Genomic DNA, 19,885 nt, shown 5'->3' with positions numbered 1-19,885 from the left:
CCCATCCCCCCTACCCCCCTTCCACGCTACAATCCCGCCAGCCTCAAACCCCCAATCCCCACATGGCCAATCTGATCTTCGCACTAGCCGCCTACCTGATCGGCTCCATTTCCTTTGCCGTCGTGGTCAGCAAGGCCATGCGCCTGCCCGATCCGCACACTTATGGCTCCGGCAACCCCGGCGCTACCAACGTGCTGCGCAGCGGCAACAAGAAGGCCGCCATCCTGACGTTGATCGGCGATGCCTTGAAGGGCTGGCTGGCGGTCTGGCTGGCGCAGCGCTTCGGCCCTGCGTACGGCGTCGACGACACGGGCATCGCGCTGGTGGCGGCAGCGGTGTTCCTGGGCCACCTGTTCCCAGTGTTCTTCCGCTTTGCGGGCGGCAAGGGCGTGGCCACCGCGGCGGGCATCCTGTTTGCCATCGACCCGCTGCTGGGCGCGGGCACGATGGCGACCTGGCTGATCGTGGCCTTCTTCTTCCGCTACTCGTCGCTGGCGGCGCTGGTGTCGGCGATCTTTGCGCCCTTCTTCTACGTCCTGATGTCGGGGGTGGACGTGATCGCCGGCGCGGTATTCGCGATCAGCGTGCTGCTGGTGGTGCGGCATCGCGCCAACATCGAAAAGCTGCTGGCCGGCAAGGAAAGCCGCATCGGCGAGAAGAAAAAGGCGCCCGGCGCCTGAACGCTGAGTCAGACAGTAAAAAGCCCGCACAGTGATGCGGGCTTTTTCATGCCGGCTGGCAAGTGGCTACGGCAGCTTGCTGAGGATGCTGCTCATCTCGTCAGCGGAGAAGGCACGCAGCGTCTGGCTGCGGACGTTGCCCGCCATGCCCAGGGCCAGGCCGAATGCGGTCATGGTGGCATCGTCAGGCGCGGTAAAGGTCGCTACCAGGTCATATTGACCGAGCGTCCAGAAGATATCTTTCATTTCGATGCCGCTTGCCTTCGCCATTTCGCGAACAGCCGCGGCGCGCTTGGTTGTGTCCTTGACGGTACGGATTCCCTGGTCGGTGAAGTTTAGAAGCGTGACGAAAGTTGCCATGATGCATCTCCTGATCAACTGGATTGGCACTACGCGGTGCCAAAGCGCACAGAGCAACTACTCGCAGCAAGCTGCGTACCACGCAAGCCAGCATATGGCCGGCGTGGGCATGGCGTCAGCAGGCAGCCCCCGCGCAGGGGAAAACCACCTGATTGTGTTCCAGATCTGATACGAGCCGGGACGCCGCCGTCCGGCGGGCGGCGCTCAGGCCGCTTGTGCCAGCGCCGCGAATGGAAACACCATTTCCACCCGCAGGCCGCCCTCGTCCCGGTTTGCCAGCGCCAGGCGGCCGCCCGCCTGGCGCACCAGCCGGTCGACGATGGCCAGGCCCAGGCCCGAGTGCGCGTTGCCGCCGCGCGCCGGGTCCAGCCGCACGAACGGCAGGGTGACCTTTTCCATGGCATCTGGCGGAATGCCTTCGCCATGGTCCTCCACCACCATGTGCCAGCCATCGGCCTGGCGCGAGGTGCTGAGCAGCACCGGCGCTGCCCCGTAGGCATAGGCGTTGTCGACCAGGTTGCCGACGATACGGTCGAGCTGGGTGGCGATCATGCGGAAGCCCTCGCCTGCCATCAGCGAGACCTCCACCGACTTGTCCTGCTCGGCCAGCGAGGCGGCCAGCTCGCCGATGCGGCGATCGACCGGCACCGGCCGCGCCGCGGGTTCGCCGCTTTGGGCAAAGGTCAGGAACTGCTCGACGATGGCGGACATGGACTCGACATCGCGCGTGACACCGGCCGCGGCCTTCGGGTCGGCCAGCATCTCGGCGCGCAACCGCAACCGCGCCAGCGGCGTCTTGAGATCGTGGGCGATGCCCGCAAGCATCGTGTTGCGCTCCTGGTCGATGCGGGTCAGGTCAGCCATCATGCGGTTGAAGCGCACGATCAGCTGGCGCAGCTCGTGCGGGCCGCGCTCACGCAGCGGCTTGACGGTGTGCTGGCGCGACAGCTGCTCGGCCGCGGCGGCCATGTCGCGCACCGGGCGCTGGATCTGCCAGGCAATCAGCAAGGCCACCGCCATGGCGACGCCGACCACCAGGATCACGCCAGGCAGCAGGCGGTTGTCGGGCGGCGGGTTGACCACCCATAGCGCAGGCATGGCGATCCAGTCCTGCCGGTGTGGCAGCTTGACCCAGATGCGCGTGGTCTGGTCTTCCTCGAGCCGTACCTGGGTCCCAGGCGGCATGCGCTGAGAGAACTGTTCGACCAGCCGTCGCGCCCGGCCCTTGGCCGCCACGGTGTGCTCGGCCGCGCTGGCCTCGCTGGCCACTTCCACCAGGCTTGGCAGCTTGATGGGCGGCTGGGCGGCAAGCGCGCGCTGGATGCTGTCGAACTGGAACATCATCTGCTCGACGGAGTAATCCACCTGCTGCTGGCGGCGATCCATGCGCAGGATCGCAAGCCAGGAGAAATGGCTCAGCACCAGCACCGCTGCGATCAGCAGCGCGATGCGTCCGAACAGCGTATCGATGCGCAGCTTCATTGGGCGATGTCTTCGGCTTCGTCGGGCACGAAGGTATAACCGCGCCCCCGTACCGTCTGGATGTAGCGGGGACGCTGGGCGTCTTCGTCGAGCAAGCGGCGCAGGCGCCAGATCTGGACATCGATGCCGCGGTCGCTGATGCCGCTCGCGGTGCCGTACATCAGCTCCACGATGCGCTCGCGCGACAGCACCTCAAGCGGGTGCATCAACAGCAGCTTGAGCAGCGCGAACTCGGTATCGCTGATCGCCACCGGGTCGCCGCTGCGCACCAGCGAGCGCTGGCGGAAGTTGACGCGGAACGGCCCGAAGGCCATGCCCTCGCGGTCTTCCGGCGCGGCCGCGGGGCGGGCCAGCTTGCGGCGCAGCACGGCATTGATCCGCGCCAGCAGCTCGCGCGGCGAGAATGGCTTGCCGAGATAATCATCCGCGCCGATCTCCAGCCCCACGATGCGGTCGATCTCGTCGCTGCGCGCGGTCAGCAGGATCACGGGAATGTCGTCGTTCTTGGCACGCAGGTTGCGCAATGCGGTCAGCCCATCCACCTTGGGCATCATCAGGTCGAGCACGATCAGGGCGGGGCGCTCGCGCTCCAGGCGTCCCTGCAAGCCTTCGCCATCGTGCAGCACGGACACGGCAAAGCCCTGCTGGGTGAGGTATTCGCGCAGCAGGTCGCGGAGTTCGGGATCGTCGTCCACGACGAGGATTTGGGTAGGCTGATTGGCTCGCATAGGCAGATGATAGCTAGGCTGGGCGCGGCAATCCGGGCGAATTGTTTCAAGGCATTACACCCGGGCTGCTGGTAATGATCTGTAAGATTGGCCGCCCGCGCTGAAACATGGGTGCCGCCAAGGCGCATTATGCTTCGCTTATGTTGCCGTTGCCGGCGGTCGCCGGTCAGGACGGCCCCGCCCGACGCCGCCCGGCCAGCGCGTCATCGCGCATGAAGCCGCGTGCAGCGAGCGGCACCTGCCGACGGCGTTGCGGCATACTTCTGCCTCTCAAACCCCGAAAATCGTTCAAACGCGTGTTTGTTGACGCGTCGCTCCCAGGATCCGGTCATGGCCAACCCCGAAGAACATCAACCGGCTAAGCTGCCACCGCCGCCCAAGGCTGCCTCGCGCCGCCGCAAACTGATCGCCGCCGCGCTGATCCTGCTGCTGGCCGGCGGTGGCTGGTATTGGTACAAGCATCGTACGCCCGCCGCCGGCGCCGCGGGCGCGCCCGGCGGCACTAACGGCAGCCGTGGTGGCCCCGGTGGACCCGGTGGACCCGGCGGCCCTGGGGGTCCCGGCGGCCAGCGCTCGCCGGTGGTGGTCAGCACCGTGGCCAAGCGTAATATGGACGTCATCCTCAACGGCCTGGGCAATGTCACGCCAGTGGCCAATGTGACCGTGCGGGCCCAGGTGTCGGGTCCTCTGCTCAAGGTCCTGTTCAAGGAGGGCCAGATGGTCAAGGCCGGCGACGTGCTTGCCGAGATCGACCCACGCCCGTTCCAGGCCACGCTGGACCAGGCCGTGGGCACGCTGGCGCGCGACCGCGCCTTGCTGGAAAACGCCCGCCTGGACCAGAAGCGCTACCGCACGCTGCTCGGCCAGGACTCCATCTCCAGCCAGCAGGTAGACACCCAGGACGCGCTGGTGCGCCAGTATGAAGGCGTGGTCAAGACCGACCAGGCCAACGTGGACAGCGCCCGCCTGCAACTGGGCTACACCCGCATCATGGCGCCGGCCTCCGGCCGCATCGGCCTGCGCCAGGTCGACCCGGGCAATATCATCAGCACCAGCGACACCAGCGGTATCGCCCTGATCACCCAGATCCAGCCGATCGCGGTGCTCTACACCATCCCTGAAGACAACCTGCCGTCGGTGCTCAAGCGGCTGCACGCGGGCGAGACCATTCCCGTCCAGGCCTGGGACCGCCAGGCCCGCAACCGCCTGGCCGATGGCACGCTGCTGACCACCGACAACCAGATCGACACCACCACCGGCACGGTCAAGCTCAAGGCGATCTTCCAGAACCAGGACGGGCTGCTGTTCCCGAACCAGTTCGTCAACATGCGCACCAAGGTGGACACGATCGAGGACGCCACCGTGGTACCGGTGGCGGCGATCCAGCGCGGCCAGCAAGGCACTTTTGTCTATGTGGTCGACGACGGCAGCAAGGTCAAGGTCCAGGTCGTCGCGCTCGGCCCGAGCGACGGCGAGCGCACCGTGGTGACCAAGGGCCTGCAGCCCGGCCAGCGCGTGGTGATCGACGGCGCCGACCGGCTCAAGGAAGGCATGACGGTGGAAACCGTGGACCCGGCGGCGCGCGCCGCCGCGCTGGTACCGGCCAGCGCGCCGCGCGGGCGCGGACGGCGCCGCGATGGTGGCGCCAGCGGCGCGGCCGGCGCCTCGGGCGTACCGGGCGTACCGGGCGCCTCGGGTGTGCACGGTGAAGGGCGGCGTCACCGCGACGGCGCGAGCGCGGCAGCAACGGATGGCGGCGGCAGCGCTGGCGCCCCGGCGGGCGCGGCGCCCCAGCGGCCGCAGTAAGGACCCAGCATGAATCCCTCACGCCTGTTCATCGAGCGGCCGGTCGCCACCGCGCTGCTGATGGTCGCCATCCTGCTGTCGGGCCTGGTGGCCTTCAAGCTGCTGCCGCTGTCGGCGCTGCCGGAGGTCGATTACCCGACCATCCAGGTCACCACGCTGTATCCGGGCGCCAGCCCGGATGTGATGACCTCGTCCATCACGGCGCCACTGGAGCGCCAGTTCGGCCAGATGCCGGGCCTCAAGCAGATGTCGTCGTCATCCTCGGGCGGCGCCTCGGTGATCACGCTGCAGTTCGAGCTCACGCTGTCGCTGGACGTGGCCGAGCAAGAGGTGCAGGCCGCCATCAACGCCGGCGGCAACCTGCTGCCGGCGGACCTGCCGATGCCGCCGGTCTACAGCAAGGTCAACCCGGCCGACGCGCCGATCATGACGCTGGCCATGACGTCCGACACCATGCCGCTGCCCAAGCTGCAGGACATGGTGGACACCCGCGTGGCGCAGAAGATCTCGCAACTGCAGGGCGTGGGGCTGGTGAGCATCAGCGGCGGGCAGCGCCCGGCAGTGCGCATCCAGGCCAACCCGACCGCGCTGGCCGCGCTCGGCATGTCGATCGACGACCTGCGCACGGCGATCGGCAGCGCCAACGTCAACGGCGCCAAGGGCAGCTTCGACGGCCCCGCGCGCGCCTCCACCATCGACGCCAACGACCAGCTCAAGTCCGCCGACGAGTACCGCCAGATCATCGTCGGCTACCAGAACGGCGCGCCGATCCGCATCACCGATGTGGCCAACATCGTCGACGGCCCCGAGAACAGCCGCCTGGCGGCCTGGGCCAATGACAAGCCGGCCATCGTGCTGAGCATCCAGCGCCAGCCCGGCGCCAATGTGATCGAGGTGGTGGACCGCATCAAGGCCCTGCTGCCGCAATTGCAGAACGCGCTGCCGGCCTCGGTCAAGGTGCAGTTGCTGACCGACCGCACCACCACCATCCGCGCCTCGGTGCGCGACGTGGAGTTCGAGCTGCTGCTGGCGGTCGCGCTGGTGGTGATGGTGATCTTCGTCTTCCTGCGCAATGTGCCCGCCACCATCATCCCGGGCGTGGCGGTGCCGCTGTCGCTGGTGGGCACCTTCGGCGTGATGTACCTGGCGGGCTTCTCGATCAACAACCTGACGCTGATGGCGCTGACCATTGCCACCGGCTTCGTGGTGGACGATGCGATCGTGATGATCGAGAACATCATGCGCTACATCGAGAAGGGCGATTCGCCCATGGAGGCGGCGCTCAAGGGGTCCAAGCAGATTGGCTTCACCATCATCTCGCTGACGTTCTCGCTGGTGGCCGTGCTGATCCCCCTGCTGTTCATGGGCGATGTGGTCGGGCGCCTGTTCCGCGAGTTCGCCATCACGCTGGCGGTGTCGATCCTGATCTCGGCGGTGGTCTCGCTGACGCTCACGCCAATGATGTGCGCGCGCCTGCTGCACCATGTGCCCGATGAGAAGCTCTCGCGCTTTCACCGCGCCAGCGGCCGCTTCTTCGACAACGTGATCGACCGCTACGGCCGCGCGCTGGAATGGGTGCTGGACCGCCAGAAGCTCACCCTGCTGGTCGCCATCGGCACCATGGTGCTGACCGTGCTGCTGTACATGCTGGTGCCCAAGGGCTTCTTCCCGGTGCAGGACACCGGCGTGATCCAGGGCATTACCGAAGCGTCCCAGACCACCTCGTTCCCCGCCATGGCACTCAAGCAGCAGGCAGTGGCCAAGGTGGTGCTGGAAGACCCGGCGGTGGAAAGCCTGTCCTCCTTCATTGGCGTGGACGGCACCAACACCACGCTCAACGCCGGGCGCCTCCTGATCAACCTGAAGCCCAAGGACCAGCGCAGCGACTCCATCGAGGACGTGACGCGCCGCCTGCAGGCCGCGGTCGACAAGCTCGGCGGTGTTTCGCTCTACACCCAGCCGGTGCAGGACCTGACCATCGAGGACCGCGTGGCACGCACGCAGTACCAGTTCACCGTGCAGGACCCGGACCCCACCACACTGGCCACCTGGGTGCCAAGACTGGTCGAGCGCCTGAAGCAGGAGCCGGAGCTGCGCGACGTGGCCAGCGACCAGCAGAACAACGGCCTGCGCGCCTATGTGGATATCGACCGCGACGCCGCGGCGCGCTTTGGCATCACCACCGCGGTGATCGACAGCGCGCTGTACAGCGCCTTCGGCCAGCGCCTGGTGTCGACCATCTTCACCCAGGCGAGCCAGTACCGCGTGGTACTGGAGGCCATGCCGCAGTTCCGCACCGATCCGCAGTCGCTGGCGGAGCTGCGCCTGCCCTCCTCCTCCGGCGGGCAGGTGCCGCTGGGCGCGTTCGCGCGCATCAGCGAGCGCACCGGGCCGCTGGTGATCAACCACCAGGGCCAGTTCCCTTCGGCCACCATCTCGTTCAACCTGGCACCGGGCGAATCGCTCGGCGCCGCGGTCGACAAGATCGCCAAGGTGGAGCAGGAAATCGGCCTGCCGATCTCGATGCAGACCGACTTCCAGGGCGCCGCGCTGGCCTTCCGCGCTTCGCTGGCCAACACGCTGTGGCTGATCCTGGCCGCGGTGATCACGATGTACATCGTGCTGGGCGTGCTCTATGAGAGCACCATCCATCCCGTGACCATCCTCTCCACCCTGCCCTCGGCCGGCGTGGGCGCGCTGCTGGCGCTGCTGGTCTCGGGCCAGGACCTGGGCATCATCGCGATCATCGGCATCATCCTGCTGATCGGTATCGTCAAGAAGAACGCCATCATGATGATCGACTTCGCGCTCGAGGCCGAGCGCGAGGGCGGCATGGCGCCGCGCGAGGCGATCTTCCAGGCCTGCCTGCTGCGCTTGCGCCCCATCCTGATGACCACCATGGCGGCCCTGCTGGCGGCGCTGCCGCTGATGCTGGGCACCGGCATCGGCTCGGAGCTGCGCCGTCCGCTGGGTATCACCATGGTGGGCGGCCTGCTGGTCAGCCAGGTGCTGACGCTGTTCACCACGCCGGTGATCTACCTGGCGTTCGACAGCGTGGCAACGCGCCTGAAAGCCTGGCGCCAGCGCCGGTTTGGCGACGACACGAGTGGCGGCGCCGGTGGTAGCGCAGGTGGCAGCGAAGCCGGGCACGCTCCGGAGCCGAGGCCGTAATGAACCTGTCGGCCACCTTCATCCATCGCCCGGTCGCCACCGCGCTGCTGACCATCGGCATCCTGCTGGCGGGGCTGGCGGCGCTGCGGCTGCTGCCGGTGTCGCCGCTGCCGCAGGTGGATTTCCCCACCATCTCGGTATCCGCCTCGCTGCCCGGCGCCAGCCCCGAGACCATGGCCGCCACCGTGGCCACGCCGCTGGAACGTGCCCTGGGCGCCATTGCCGGCGTCACCGAGATCACCTCCAGCAGTTCGCTGGGCTCGACCCGCATCACGATGCAGTTCGAGCTCTCGCGCGACATCGACGGCGCCGCGCGCGACGTGCAGGCCGCCATCAACGCCTCGCGCGCCACGCTGCCCACCAGCCTGCCGAGCAACCCGACGTACCGCAAGGTCAACCCGGCCGACGCGCCGATCATGATCATCGCGCTGACCTCGCCCACCATGACGCGCGGCCAGCTCTACGATGCGGCCTCGACCATCCTGGCGCAGAAGCTGTCGCAGATCGAGGGCGTGGGCCAGGTCACCATCGGCGGCTCGTCGCTGCCGGCGGTGCGGGTGGAGCTCAACCCCACGGCGCTCAGCAAGTACGGTGTCTCGCTGGAGGATGTGCGCAACACCATCAGCGCCACCAACGCCAACCGTCCGCTCGGCTCGCTCGAAAACACCACCACCAACTGGCAGGTCTACGCCAACGACCAGGCCATGAAGGCGGCGGACTACATGCCGCTGATCATCCGCTACGCCACGCCGGGCACCTACTCGTCGGCCTCGGCCGGTGCGCTGATCGCCAGCACGGCCAACGCCACCGCGGGCGGCGGCGTGAGCACCAAGACCGTCAACGGCGTCACCACCACCACGCTGACCACCAGCAGCGGCACCACCACCATCAGCACCGGCGCCACCGGCGGCAACACCAGCAGCGGCGGCCCGAACTCCTTCGCCGTGCCGGTGCGGCTGTCGGATGTGGCCAAGGTGACCGACTCGGTGCAGGACATCCGCAACGCCGGCTCCGCCAACGGCCAGCCCTCGGTGCTGCTGGTGCTCAACCGCTCGCCCGGCGCCAACATCATCGAGACGGTGGACCGCGTCACCGAGATGCTGCCGTCGCTGCAGCAGATGATCCCGTCCGCCATCAAGATGGAAGTGATGATGGACCGCACCCCCACCATCCGCGGTTCGCTGCGCGAGGTGGAGCACACCCTGATGATCTCGGTGGCGCTGGTGATCATGGTGGTGTTCCTGTTCCTGCGCAATGTGCGCGCCACGCTGATCCCTAGCGTGGCGGTGCCGGTGTCGCTGATCGGCACCTTCTCGGTGATGTACCTGGCCGGTTTCTCGCTCAACAACCTGTCGCTGATGGCGCTCACGGTCGCCACCGGCTTCGTGGTGGATGACGCCATCGTGGTGCTGGAGAACATCTCGCGGCACATCGAGGAAGGCATGAAACCGCTCGAAGCCGCGCTCAGGGGCTCGCGCGAAGTCGGCTTCACGGTGCTGTCGATGAGCTTGTCGCTGATCGCGGTGTTTATCCCGCTGCTGATGATGGGCGGCATCGTCGGGCGCCTGTTCCAGGAGTTCGCCATCACCTTGTCGGTGGCGATCCTGGTATCGCTGGTGGTCTCGCTGACGGCCACGCCGATGATGTGCGCGCGCCTGCTCAAGCCGGTGCGCCCCGAGCGCCAGGGCCGCTTCTACCGCGCCAGCGAGCGGGTGTTCACCTGGATGCACGATGGGTACGCACGCACGCTGGCTGTGGCGCTGCGCCACAGCGGGCTGGTGTGGCTGGTGCTGCTGGCCACCATCGGCCTTAATGTCTGGCTCTACATCATCGTGCCCAAGGGCTTCTTCCCGCAGCAGGACACGGGGCGCCTGATCGGCTTTATCCGCGCCGACCAGGCCACCTCGTTCCAGGCCATGCGGCCCAAGCTCGATAACTTCATCAAGATCGTGCAGTCCGATCCGGCGGTGGTCAATGTGACGGGCTTCACCGGCGGCTCGCAACGCAATACCGGCCAGATGTTCGTCACGCTCAAGCCGATTTCAGAGCGCGAGTCGGCCGACGCCATCGTGGCCCGGCTGCGTGTCAAGCTGGCCAAGGAGCCCGGCGCCAGCCTGTTCCTGACCTCGGTGCAGGACATCCGCATTGGCGGGCGCCAAAGCAGCTCGGCCTACCAGTTCACGCTGCAGTCGGACGATCTCGACGTATTGCGCGAGTGGGAGCCCAAGGTGCGCGCGGCCATCTCCAACCTCAAGGGGCTGGAAGACGTCGACACCGACACCAACGACAAGGGCTTGCAGACCTCGGTGATCATCGACCGCGACACCGCGTCCAAGCTCGGTGTTTCCGCGCAGCAGATCGATGCGGTGCTCAACGATGCCTTCGGCCAGCGCCTGGTGTCCACCATCTACAATCCGCTCAACCAGTACCGGGTGGTGATGGAGCTCAGCCCCGAGTACCTGGAAGGCCCGCATGCGCTCCAGGATATCTATGTGGTCACTGGCGGCGGCAGGCGGGTGCCGCTGTCGGCCTTCGCGCGATTCACGCCCACCAGCACGCCGCTGGGCGTCAATCACCAGGGCCAGTTCGCGGCCTCCACCATCTCCTTCAACCTGGCCGAGGGCGTCTCGCTATCGCAGGCCACGGAGTTGGTCAAGGATGCGATGGCGCGCATTGGCGTGCCGGAGACGCTGCAGGCCAACTTCCAGGGCAGCGCCAAGGCCTTCCAGGATTCGCTCAAGAGCCAGCCGCTGCTGATCCTGGCCGCGCTGATCACCATCTATATCGTGCTCGGCATGCTGTACGAGAGCTATGTGCATCCGCTCACCATCCTGTCCACGCTGCCGTCGGCCGGCGTGGGTGCGCTGCTGGCGCTGCTGGCCTCGGGCACGGATTTCAGCATCATCGCGCTGATCGGCGTGATCCTGCTGATCGGCATCGTCAAGAAGAACGCCATCATGATGATCGACTTCGCCATCGACGCCGAGCGGCGCGAGGGCCTGTCGCCGCATGACGCCATCTACCGCGCCTGCCTGCTGCGTTTCCGCCCGATCCTGATGACCACCATGGCCGCCCTGCTCGGCGCGATACCCCTGGCGATCGGCCACGGCGACGGCGCCGAGCTGCGCGCGCCGCTGGGCATCTCCATCGTCGGCGGGCTGGTGGTCAGCCAGTTGCTGACGCTCTACACGACGCCCGTGGTCTACCTGACGCTGGACCGCTGGCGCCTGAAGGTGAAAGCCTGGCGCCAGCGCCGCTCCGCCGTGCGTCCGGCCACGGCCAGCCTCGAACCCTGAATGCGATCCATGAACGCTTTTCTTCGCCTCCCCGCCCTCTGCGTCCCCGCGACCGTGCTGACGGCAGCCTGTGCCCTGCTGCTGAGCGGCTGCGCCGTGGGTCCCGACTACAAGCGGCCGGACGCGCCCACCACCCCGGCCTTCAAGGAAGCACCCGCCGACACCTCCCAGTGGGGCGAATGGAAGCCGGCCGAGCCGCAGGATGCCAGCGCGCGCAGCAACTGGTGGGCGGTGTTCAGCGATCCGGCACTCGACACGCTGATGGCGCAGGTGCAGGTATCCAACCAGAACATCAAGGCGGCCGAGGCGCAGTACCGGCAAGCGCTGGCCGCGCTGCAATCGGCGCGCGCCGGCTACTTCCCCACGGTCGGCGCATCGGCCGGGCTGAACCGCTCGAGGGGCAGCAGCGGCCTGATCGGCAACAGCCAGAACGCCACGCTGTCGGCCAGCTGGGAAATCGATGTGTGGGGCCGCGTGCGCAGGCAGGTGGAAAGCAGCGAAGCCAGCGCGCAGGCCAGCCAGTCCGACCTGGCTTCGACCTTGCTGTCGACCCAGTCCACGCTGGCGCAGAGCTATTTCCTGCTGCGCATCGCCGACCAGCAGAAGGCCTTGCTTGACCGCACGGTAGTCGACTACGAGAAATCCCTGCAGCTGGTGCGCAACCAGTACGCAGCCGGCACCGCCCAGCGCTCGGACGTGCTGCAATCCGAGACCCAGCTCAAGTCCGCGCAGGCGCAGCAGATCGATATCCAGATCACGCGCGCGCAACTCGAGCACGCCATCGCCATCCTGACCGGCAAGCCGCCGGCCGACCTCTCCATCACGCCGCAGGACTATGCCGCCGCCGTGCCGCGCGTGCCTGTCGCGGTGCCGTCGGCGCTGCTGGAACGCCGGCCCGATATCGGCGCGGCCGAGCGCCGCATGGCCGCGGCCAATGCCCAGATCGGCGTGGCCCAGGCGGCGTATTACCCGACGCTGTCGCTATCGGCCACCGGCGGCCTTTCCGCCAGCACGCTGGCGCGCTGGCTGTCGCTGCCGGACCGCGTGTGGTCGATCGGCCCGGCGCTGGCCGGCACGCTGTTCGACGGTGGCCTGCGCAGCGCGGCCAAGGCGCAGGCGGTGGCGGCCTACGACCAGACCGTGGCCAACTACCGCCAGACGGTGCTCGCCGCGTTCCAGGAAGTCGAGGACAACCTGGCCGGCGCGCGCCTGCTGGAGCAAGAAGGCGTGGTGCAGAACGACGCGCTGCGCTCGGCGCGCGATGCGCTTGCCCTCGTCAACAACCGTTACCGCGCTGGCACCGCCAGCCTGCTGGACGTACTGACCGCGCAGACCACCGCCTACACGGCGGAGCGCACCTACTTGACCATCGTGGGCCGCCAGTACACGACCAGCGCGGTGTTGATCAAGGCGCTGGGCGGCGGCTGGCATATCGAGACGGATAGCGCATCGAATACGGCGCCGGCCGGCACAGCGCCCGGCGGCTCGGCAACGCAATAGCAAATGACAAATAGCGGTGGGAGCCTCCCCGCCGCCCTATGCCGGCGGGAAGCGCACCCGCACCAGCAGGCCCCTGCCCTGCGCGCCATCCAGCAGCACCAGCGACGCGCCATGCGCCATGGCGATGTCGCGCACGATGGTCAGGCCAAGCCCCGAGCCAGCGGGAGCCGCCTCACCCGGCACCTTCAAACCCGCCGCCTTGCCGCGGTAGAACGGCTCTAGCACCGCCGCGCGTTCCGCGGCGGGAATGCCGGGACCGTCGTCCTCCACTTCCAGCACCACCGCCTCGCCCGCGCGCAAGACCCGCGCCGTGACCATGCCGCCCGACGGCGTATAGCGCAGGGCATTGTCGACCAGGTTGGTCACCAGCTCGTGCAGCAGATCGGTGCCGAGCACTGGCTGCGCGCCCCCGCCTTCGAAGCCCAGGTCGATGCGGCGCGCACGCGCAGCGGGCGTGAGCTCGAGGCAAACCTCTTTCACCAGCGCCGCGAGGTCCAGCGCGCGCGGCGCCTCGGCCCCGCCGTGCGCCGCGCGCGCCATCGACAGCAGGCGGTCGGCCAGCGCGGCCATGCGCGCGGTACTGTCGGCCAGGCCCTGCGCGATGCGCCGCTGCTCGTTGGGATCGCGCTCGCGCGCGGCCAGCTGGGCCTGCGTGTGCAGCACGGCCAGCGGCGTGCGCAACTGGTGCGCCGCGTCGGCGATAAAGCGGCGCTGCGCGGCGAGCACCTGTTCCAGCCGTGCCATGTAGCCGTTCATGGCTTCCACCAGCGGCGCGGTCTCGCGCGGGGCGCTGTCGAGCGGCAGCGGCGTGGTGGCGCCGGGCTGGCGTTGCGCCACCGCTTCGCGCAGCGCATCGAGCGGCGCCAGCGCGCGCCGCGTGAATAGCCAGATCACCAGCACCGCGGCCAGCACCAGCATCAGCTGGCCCCACAGCACATCGAACAGGATGTTGCGCGTCAGCGCCTGGCGTGAGTCCAGCGTCTCGCCCACCTCGATCAGGGCCATGCCGCCGCGCGTGCCGCTGGCGTCCATCACCGGCTGGCGCAGCGCGGCGATGCGGATCGGCTGGCCACGGTAAGTACGGTCATAGAAGCTCACCAGCGCGGGATACAGCTTGGTGCGCGGCTGGCTGGCATCGAATGGCGGCAGGTCGTCGTAGCCCGAGACGAACTCGCCATGCACGCCGCTGACGCGGTAGAACATGGTGGCGTTCATCCCCACCTCGAAGGTATCGAGCGAGATATACGGCACGTCCACACGCACGCCTTCGGGGGTCAGCGTGATGCGCTCGGAAATATTGCGCGCCGATGCCAGCAAGGTGCGGTCATAGGCCTGGTCGGCGGATTCCAGCGCGTTGGAGTAAGCCACCACGCCGTACGCGGCCTGCAGCGCCAGCATGGGCGGGATCAGCCACCACAGCAGGCGTGCGCGCAGGCTGGCGGCGCGCTTGCGCGGCTCAGCCAACGCTGGGCTCCAGCACGTAGCCCAGCCCGCGCAAGGTCACGATGGCGGCGCCCGAGCCTTCGAGCTTGCGGCGCAGGCGATGCACGTAGACCTCGATCACATCCGGCTGGGTGTCGTCGGCCAGGGTGAAGATGCTGGCGTAGATGCGGTCCTTGCTGACGGTCTTGCCGGGTGGCGTCATCAGGATCTCCAGCACCGCATGCTCGCGCGGCGTCAGCGCCAGCGGCACGCCGCCCACCTGGAAATGGCGCGACACCGTATCGAACCCCAGGCCGCCGCACACCACCAGCGGCGCCTCGGTCTGGCGCGCGCGGCGCAGCAGCGCCTTCACGCGCGCCTCGAACTCGGCCAGGTCGAAGGGCTTGGCCATATAGTCGTCGGCGCCCAGGTCCAGGCCCTTGACCCGGTCGCCCACTTCGCCGCGCGCGGTCAGGATCATCACCGGCACGCGGCAGCCGCGAGCGCGCAGGCGCGCGAGCAGGTCCAGGCCGTCGCGGTCGGGCAAGGTCAGGTCCAGCAACACCAGCGCGTAGTCGCTGCCGGCCCCGCCCGCGCTGCCGGCGTGGGTGCTGAACAGCAAGGATTCCGCACTGGCCGCGTCTGCCGCGCGCTCCACGGTGAAATGCAGCGCGCGCAGCGCCTGCATCACCCAGGTGGCCAGTTCATCGTGGTCCTCGACCAGCAGTACTCTCATGGGAAGGTGTTCTCCTGCTTGTTTCCAGCTGGCGTCACGCTATGTCATGCGCATGGTTTGCTCCCCTCTCCCGCATGGCGGGAGAGGGGGAGACAGCCGTCGTCATGGCGCGCGGCTTTGGCCTGTTCGGCGGCTTCGTCCAGTGCTTCGGGGCGCGCTCAGTTATGCCTGATTTTCGCATTGGCAGCCAGCGGATTTGTTTGGGATTTCCTTGTAAGCTGTCTGCCGTCCAATTTGCTCCGGAGGAGAATCGATGCGCCACGTTCTGGCCGCCCTGCGCTTTGCCTGCGCGGCGCTCGCCCTCGCCGCTGCCTGCGCGCGGCCGGCGGCGGCCGCGCCGGAATGCATTGTGCCCGCCAAGCCCGGCGGCGGCTTTGACCTGACCTGCAAGCTGGCGCAGCGCGCGCTGCTCGAAGCCGGGTTCACCGAGCAGCCGATGCGGCTGGCCTACGTGCCGGGCGGCATCGGCGCGGTGGCCTACAACAGCATCGTGGCGCAACGCCCCGCCGAGCCCGACACCATCGTCGCCTTTTCAGACGGCTCCCTTCTGGCGCTGGCCCAAGGCAAGTTCGGCAAGTACGGCGCGGCGGATGTGCGCTGGGTCGGCGCGCTCGGCACCGATTATGGCGTGATAGCGGTGCGCGCCGACTCGCCCTTCAAGACCCTGAAGGACCTGGTGGCCGCGCTGAGGTCGGATCCGGACCAGGTACTGTTCGGGGCCGGCGGCACCATCGGCAACCAGGACTGGATGAAGGCCGCGCTGGTGGCGCGGCAGGCCGGCGTGGGCTACAAGCGCATGCGCTTCGTGGGTTTCGAGGGTGGCGGCGAGGCCTTCACGGCACTGCAGGGCGGGCACGTCCAGGCGGTGTCCGGCGACGCGTCGGAGGCCGCCATGCAGCTCGGCGCGGGCGGCATCCGCATCCTGGCCGTGCTGGCGGCGCAGCGCCTGCCCGGCAGGCTGGCCGGCGTGCCCACCGCGCGCGAGCAGGGCTTCGACATCGTCTGGCCCATCCTGCGCGGCTTCTACATGGGCCCCAAGGTTGCGCAGGCCGACTACCAGCGCTGGGCCAGCCGCTTCGAACGCCTGCAGGCCAGCCCGGCATTCGCCCGGCTGCGCGCGGAGCAAGGCCTGTTCCCGGCCGACCTGGGCGGCGCCGACCTGGATACCTATGTGCAGCGAACGGTGCAGCGCTATGGCACGCTGGCCAAGGAATTCGGGCTGACCCGATAGCTCCGATAGCTGCCGGCATCGGCTACGGCCGGGCAGGCGCCTCCGGACGCGGCAGCGGCTGCTTGCTCACCCGCTCCTTGAGCCAGGTGGCGGCCTTGCCGAGCGGCCGCTGCTTATGCCACACCAGCTCCATCGCCACCGGCCAGTCCTGGTCGTCGAACTCCAGCGCGGGCGACACCAGTTGCGTGCCCGCCGGCGAGTTGGCCGCCACGTGCCAGGGCACGAAGGCCCAGCCCAGCCGGCGCTTGACCAGCTCAACGATGACCCACTGGCTTTCCACCCACCAGACTTCGGCGGCCACGCGCAGCCGCATTTTTTCCTCGCTATCGGTGCGGGTGGCCACCATCAGCTGCCGGTAGCGCTTCAGTTCCTCCCAGCCCACGCGCTGGTCCGCAAGCGGATGGTCGGGGGCGCAGATGATCCGCATCGGCACCCAGCCCAGCGCGCGGAAGCCCAGCTCCGGCGGAAGCACTTCCTGGCGCCACATGATGCCCAGATCGGCGCAACGCTCCAGCACCAGCCGGCTGACGTCTTCCATCAACGGAAACAGCAGCTCCAGTTCCACCGCCGGGAAGCGCTCGGAGAACTCTTCCAGCATCACGCCCAGGGTTTCCTCCGGATAGAGTTCGTCCACCGCCAGTACCAGGCGGCTCTCCACGCCCTCGCCCAGGCTCTTGGCCACGCCGCGGAAATGCTCGCAACGCTCCAGGATCACGCGCGCCTCGGCCAGCAGCCGTTCGCCCGCGGCGGTCAGGGTGGGATAGCGCCCGCCGCGGTCGAACAGCTGGTTGCCCAGGTCGATCTCGAGATTGGACACGGCCGCGCTGACAACCGACTGGGCCTTGCCCAGCCGGCGCGCGGCAGCGGAGAAAGAGCCACATTCCGCGGCCGCGGCAAAGGCCTGCAATTGCTCGAGCGAGAGGCTCATGTCGATTCCTTGGGACGGGCGGCTGCCCATCCATCGTTTTAAGCGATAGAACCCAACTTTACCATCCCAGAATACTCGATAGAATGCCCTCTATTCACACGCCAGACAGGAAGTATCATGCGCAGCACCAAGGACAGAATTCGTCACACCATCGGCTTTGAAGTGATCGGTTTGCTGATTGTCGCGCCCGTGGGCAGCTGGGTCTTTGGCTTCGCCCTGCACCAGATCGGCATCCTCGCCGTGGTGGCATCGTTGATCGCCGCCGGCTGGAACTACGCCTACAACGTGCTGTTCGACAAGGCCATGCTGCGGTTCACCGGGCAGTTGCGCAAGCCGGTGGCCGTGCGGGTGCTCCACGCCATCCTGTTCGAACTGGGCCTGCTGGTGGTGTTCCTGCCGATGGTGGCGTGGTACCTCGACATGAGTCTCTTCGATGCATTCATCATGGACATCGCCCTGGCGGCCTTCTACGTGGTCTATGCGTTCATCTACAACTGGACCTACGATGCCGTGTTCCCGGTGGCCGGCGCCGCGGGGAACAGCGGGAATGCCACAAAGGCGGTCGCGAAGTCAGCCTGCTGACCCAGCGATCAGGAAGCAAAAAGCGGATGCCGACGGCATCCGCTTTTTGCATTTTGGCCGGCCACTTCGCATTGCTGCGCGTGGCTAGCTTGTGCCTTACCGGCGTCCGGGCGTGATCACGTTGCCAACCACACCGCCCAGCGCCGCGCCACCGACAGTGGCCGCCGGGCCGCCGATCAGTGCCGCACCGGCCACACCGCCAACACCCGCACCGATGGCGGTATTGCGCTGCCTGGGCGTCAGATCGGCGCAGCCCGCCACGCTCAGCAGCGTGGCAAGCAGGATAGACAGGGTGACGGTACGCATGATGAGGCTCCTTGTGGAATTGGCTTTGCGCCTGGCAATGCACCCAGGCCGCGCTATTGCGTGTTACCGCATGGTCCACATTTGCGGCAGGTGTTTTCAGTATGGCGGGCGGCGTCGCTTTGCGTGACGGGGCTATGGCCGAACATCGTGTCAGCGGATTCCCACAAATCCCGTGCGCGTGCCATGTCGGCGCCGCTCGATTGCGGGTTTCCCCGCACGCCGCCCGGCTTGAAGCCTTCGCGCATTTAGTTATACTACATAACAATATGGCTGCCGGCCGCAGACCGTACAAGTGGATCGGCCAAGGCCGCGCAACGACGCCAGAATCTTTTTGAAACGGCCTCTAACAAGCCGAGGAGACAACACCATGAAGATCGCGATCGCCGGTGGCGGCATCGGCGGCCTGACGCTGGCACTGCTGTGCCACCGGCACGGCATCGAGGCCGAGGTCTGGGAAGCCAGCGAGACGCTGCGCCCGCTCGGCGTGGGCATCAACCTGCTGCCGCACGCGGTGCGCGAGCTGTCCGAGCTGGGATTGCACGATGCACTGGCCGAGCTGGCGGTGCAGACCTCGTCCCTGTCCTACTACAACAAGCTCGGCCAGCGCATCTGGCACGAGCCGCGCGGGCGCGCGGCGGGCTACGGCCAGCCGCAGTTCTCCATCCATCGCGGCGAATTCCAGATGCTGCTCTACCGCACCGTGGTGGAGCGCCTGGGCGCTGAGCGCGTGCATGCCGGCCATACGTTTGAAGCAGTCACGAGCACCGGCGCGCGCGCGGGCGATCCCGTGGAGTTCACGCTGCGCCGGCGCAGCGACAACGCGCAAGTCACGGCGCGGGCCGATGTGCTGGTGGGCGCCGACGGCATCCACTCCGCCGTGCGCCGCCACTTCTATCCGCAGGGCGACGCGCCGCGCTTCTCGCGCCGCACGCTGTGGCGCGCCGTCACCGAGGCGCCGCCGTACCTGGATGGCAGCTCGATGTTCATGGCGGGCCACCAGGACCAGAAGTTCGTGGCCTACCCGATCTCCGAGCCGCTGCGCCGCCAGGGGCGCTCGCTGGTCAACTGGATCGCCGAGCTGCGCGTGCCCGACAGCGCGCCGGATACCCCGCCGCGCAGCGACTGGAACAAGCAGGTCGACAAGTCCGTGTTCCGCGAAGCCTTTGCGGACTGGCGCTGGGACTGGATCGACATCCCCGCGCTGATCGACGGCGCGCAGGCCATCTACGAATTCCCCATGGTCGACAAGGACACGCTGCCGCGCTGGACCTTCGACCGCGTGACGCTGCTGGGCGACGCCGCCCACCCGATGTACCCGATCGGCTCCAACGGCAGCGCGCAGGCCATCCTCGATGCGCGCTACCTGATGGACAGCCTCCTGGCCAACGGCGCGCCGCGCGACGCCTCCGGCACCGGCCATGCGCTGCGCGAGTACGAAGCGGAACGGCTGCCGCGCACCGCGGCCATCGTGCTGCGCAACCGCATGAACGGGCCCGAGCAGGTCATGCAGCTGGCCGAGCAGCGCGCGCCGCAGGGCTTCAGCGATATCGAAACCGTGATCCCGCGCACCGAGCTCGAAGCGATCGCGCTGCGCTACAAGCAGCTCGCCGGCTTCGACCGGCAATCGCTGCAGGTGCCGCCGCGCTAAGCGGGTCGC

Annotated in this window: 16 protein-coding genes; 9 read left to right on the top strand and 7 right to left on the bottom strand. The window is 67.9% G+C overall.

Features of this window, described 5'->3' with window-relative positions:
• Positions 1-62: 62 nt before the first annotated feature.
• A complete protein-coding gene (gene plsY, locus ACX12D_RS03490) occupies positions 63-680 on the top strand; it encodes a glycerol-3-phosphate 1-O-acyltransferase PlsY (RefSeq protein ID WP_459372941.1) in 618 nt (205 codons plus the stop codon).
• A gap of 66 nt (positions 681-746) precedes the next feature.
• On the opposite strand, the gene ACX12D_RS03485 is transcribed toward plsY, so the two are convergent.
• Positions 747-1,040, bottom strand: coding sequence for a GYD domain-containing protein (locus tag ACX12D_RS03485; RefSeq protein WP_459372940.1), 294 nt, complete (start codon positions 1,038-1,040; stop codon positions 747-749).
• Here ACX12D_RS03485 and ACX12D_RS03480 point away from each other — a divergent pair.
• A complete protein-coding gene (locus tag ACX12D_RS03480; protein WP_459372939.1) occupies positions 1,039-1,209 on the top strand; it encodes a hypothetical protein in 171 nt (56 codons plus the stop codon). The two genes, ACX12D_RS03485 and ACX12D_RS03480, sit on opposite strands and share 2 nt — an antisense overlap.
• Before the next feature lie 35 nt (positions 1,210-1,244).
• Here ACX12D_RS03480 and ACX12D_RS03475 read toward each other — a convergent pair whose 3' ends face one another.
• The gene (locus tag ACX12D_RS03475; RefSeq protein WP_459372938.1) at positions 1,245-2,522 is read right to left on the bottom strand and encodes an ATP-binding protein; all 1,278 of its coding nucleotides are present in this window, start codon (positions 2,520-2,522) and stop codon (positions 1,245-1,247) included.
• On the bottom strand, positions 2,519-3,250 hold the full coding sequence (locus tag ACX12D_RS03470; RefSeq protein WP_459372937.1) for a response regulator: 732 nt from the start codon (positions 3,248-3,250) through the stop codon (positions 2,519-2,521). The genes ACX12D_RS03475 and ACX12D_RS03470 overlap by 4 nt, the downstream gene beginning before the upstream one ends.
• 330 nt (positions 3,251-3,580) lie before the next feature.
• Here ACX12D_RS03470 and ACX12D_RS03465 point away from each other — a divergent pair, with 330 nt between their 5' ends.
• Genes ACX12D_RS03465 through ACX12D_RS03450 form a run of 4 tightly spaced genes read left to right on the top strand, consistent with a single transcriptional unit; the run spans position 3,581 to position 13,023 of the window.
• The gene (locus ACX12D_RS03465; protein WP_459372936.1) at positions 3,581-5,056 is read left to right on the top strand and encodes an MdtA/MuxA family multidrug efflux RND transporter periplasmic adaptor subunit; all 1,476 of its coding nucleotides are present in this window, start codon (positions 3,581-3,583) and stop codon (positions 5,054-5,056) included.
• A gap of 9 nt (positions 5,057-5,065) precedes the next feature.
• Positions 5,066-8,227 carry an MdtB/MuxB family multidrug efflux RND transporter permease subunit gene (locus ACX12D_RS03460; protein ID WP_459372935.1) on the top strand — a complete coding sequence of 1,054 codons (3,162 nt, stop codon included), beginning with the start codon at positions 5,066-5,068 and terminating at the stop codon, positions 8,225-8,227.
• The gene (locus ACX12D_RS03455) at positions 8,227-11,523 is read left to right on the top strand and encodes an efflux RND transporter permease subunit (RefSeq protein WP_459372934.1); all 3,297 of its coding nucleotides are present in this window, start codon (positions 8,227-8,229) and stop codon (positions 11,521-11,523) included. The genes ACX12D_RS03460 and ACX12D_RS03455 overlap by 1 nt, the downstream gene beginning before the upstream one ends.
• Positions 11,524-11,532: 9 nt before the next feature.
• Entirely contained in the window at positions 11,533-13,023 is a 1,491-nt protein-coding gene (locus ACX12D_RS03450; protein WP_459372933.1) for an efflux transporter outer membrane subunit, read from the top strand.
• 36 nt (positions 13,024-13,059) lie between these two features.
• Here ACX12D_RS03450 and ACX12D_RS03445 read toward each other — a convergent pair whose 3' ends face one another.
• Both ACX12D_RS03445 and ACX12D_RS03440 read right to left on the bottom strand, forming a co-directional pair.
• The gene (locus ACX12D_RS03445) at positions 13,060-14,487 is read right to left on the bottom strand and encodes a sensor histidine kinase (protein ID WP_459372932.1); all 1,428 of its coding nucleotides are present in this window, start codon (positions 14,485-14,487) and stop codon (positions 13,060-13,062) included.
• On the bottom strand, positions 14,480-15,181 hold the full coding sequence (locus ACX12D_RS03440; RefSeq protein ID WP_183033479.1) for a response regulator: 702 nt from the start codon (positions 15,179-15,181) through the stop codon (positions 14,480-14,482). The genes ACX12D_RS03445 and ACX12D_RS03440 overlap by 8 nt, the downstream gene beginning before the upstream one ends.
• Positions 15,182-15,434: 253 nt before the next feature.
• On the opposite strand from ACX12D_RS03440, the gene ACX12D_RS03435 reads away from it, so the two are divergent.
• Positions 15,435-16,412, top strand: a complete 978-nt coding sequence (locus tag ACX12D_RS03435; RefSeq protein ID WP_459372931.1) for a tripartite tricarboxylate transporter substrate binding protein — start codon at positions 15,435-15,437, stop codon at positions 16,410-16,412.
• Between the two features lie 22 nt (positions 16,413-16,434).
• Here the strand turns inward: ACX12D_RS03435 and ACX12D_RS03430 are convergent, their stop codons facing one another.
• A complete protein-coding gene (locus ACX12D_RS03430; RefSeq protein ID WP_459372930.1) occupies positions 16,435-17,340 on the bottom strand; it encodes a LysR family transcriptional regulator in 906 nt (301 codons plus the stop codon).
• A 117-nt stretch (positions 17,341-17,457) separates the two neighbouring features.
• On the opposite strand from ACX12D_RS03430, the gene ACX12D_RS03425 reads away from it, so the two are divergent.
• The gene (locus ACX12D_RS03425; RefSeq protein WP_459372929.1) at positions 17,458-17,922 is read left to right on the top strand and encodes a PACE efflux transporter; all 465 of its coding nucleotides are present in this window, start codon (positions 17,458-17,460) and stop codon (positions 17,920-17,922) included.
• 96 nt (positions 17,923-18,018) lie between these two features.
• Here ACX12D_RS03425 and ACX12D_RS03420 read toward each other — a convergent pair whose 3' ends face one another.
• Positions 18,019-18,228: a hypothetical protein gene (locus ACX12D_RS03420; RefSeq protein ID WP_459372928.1), complete on the bottom strand. Its 210-nt coding sequence runs from the start codon at positions 18,226-18,228 to the stop codon at positions 18,019-18,021.
• 367 nt (positions 18,229-18,595) lie between these two features.
• On the opposite strand from ACX12D_RS03420, the gene ACX12D_RS03415 reads away from it, so the two are divergent.
• The gene (locus ACX12D_RS03415; protein ID WP_459372927.1) at positions 18,596-19,876 is read left to right on the top strand and encodes a flavin-dependent oxidoreductase; all 1,281 of its coding nucleotides are present in this window, start codon (positions 18,596-18,598) and stop codon (positions 19,874-19,876) included.
• The last annotated feature ends 9 nt before the right edge of the window (positions 19,877-19,885 follow it).

This window comes from Cupriavidus sp. PET2-C1 (assembly GCF_054515855.1).
This window is presented reverse-complemented; position numbering and strand designations above follow the sequence as displayed.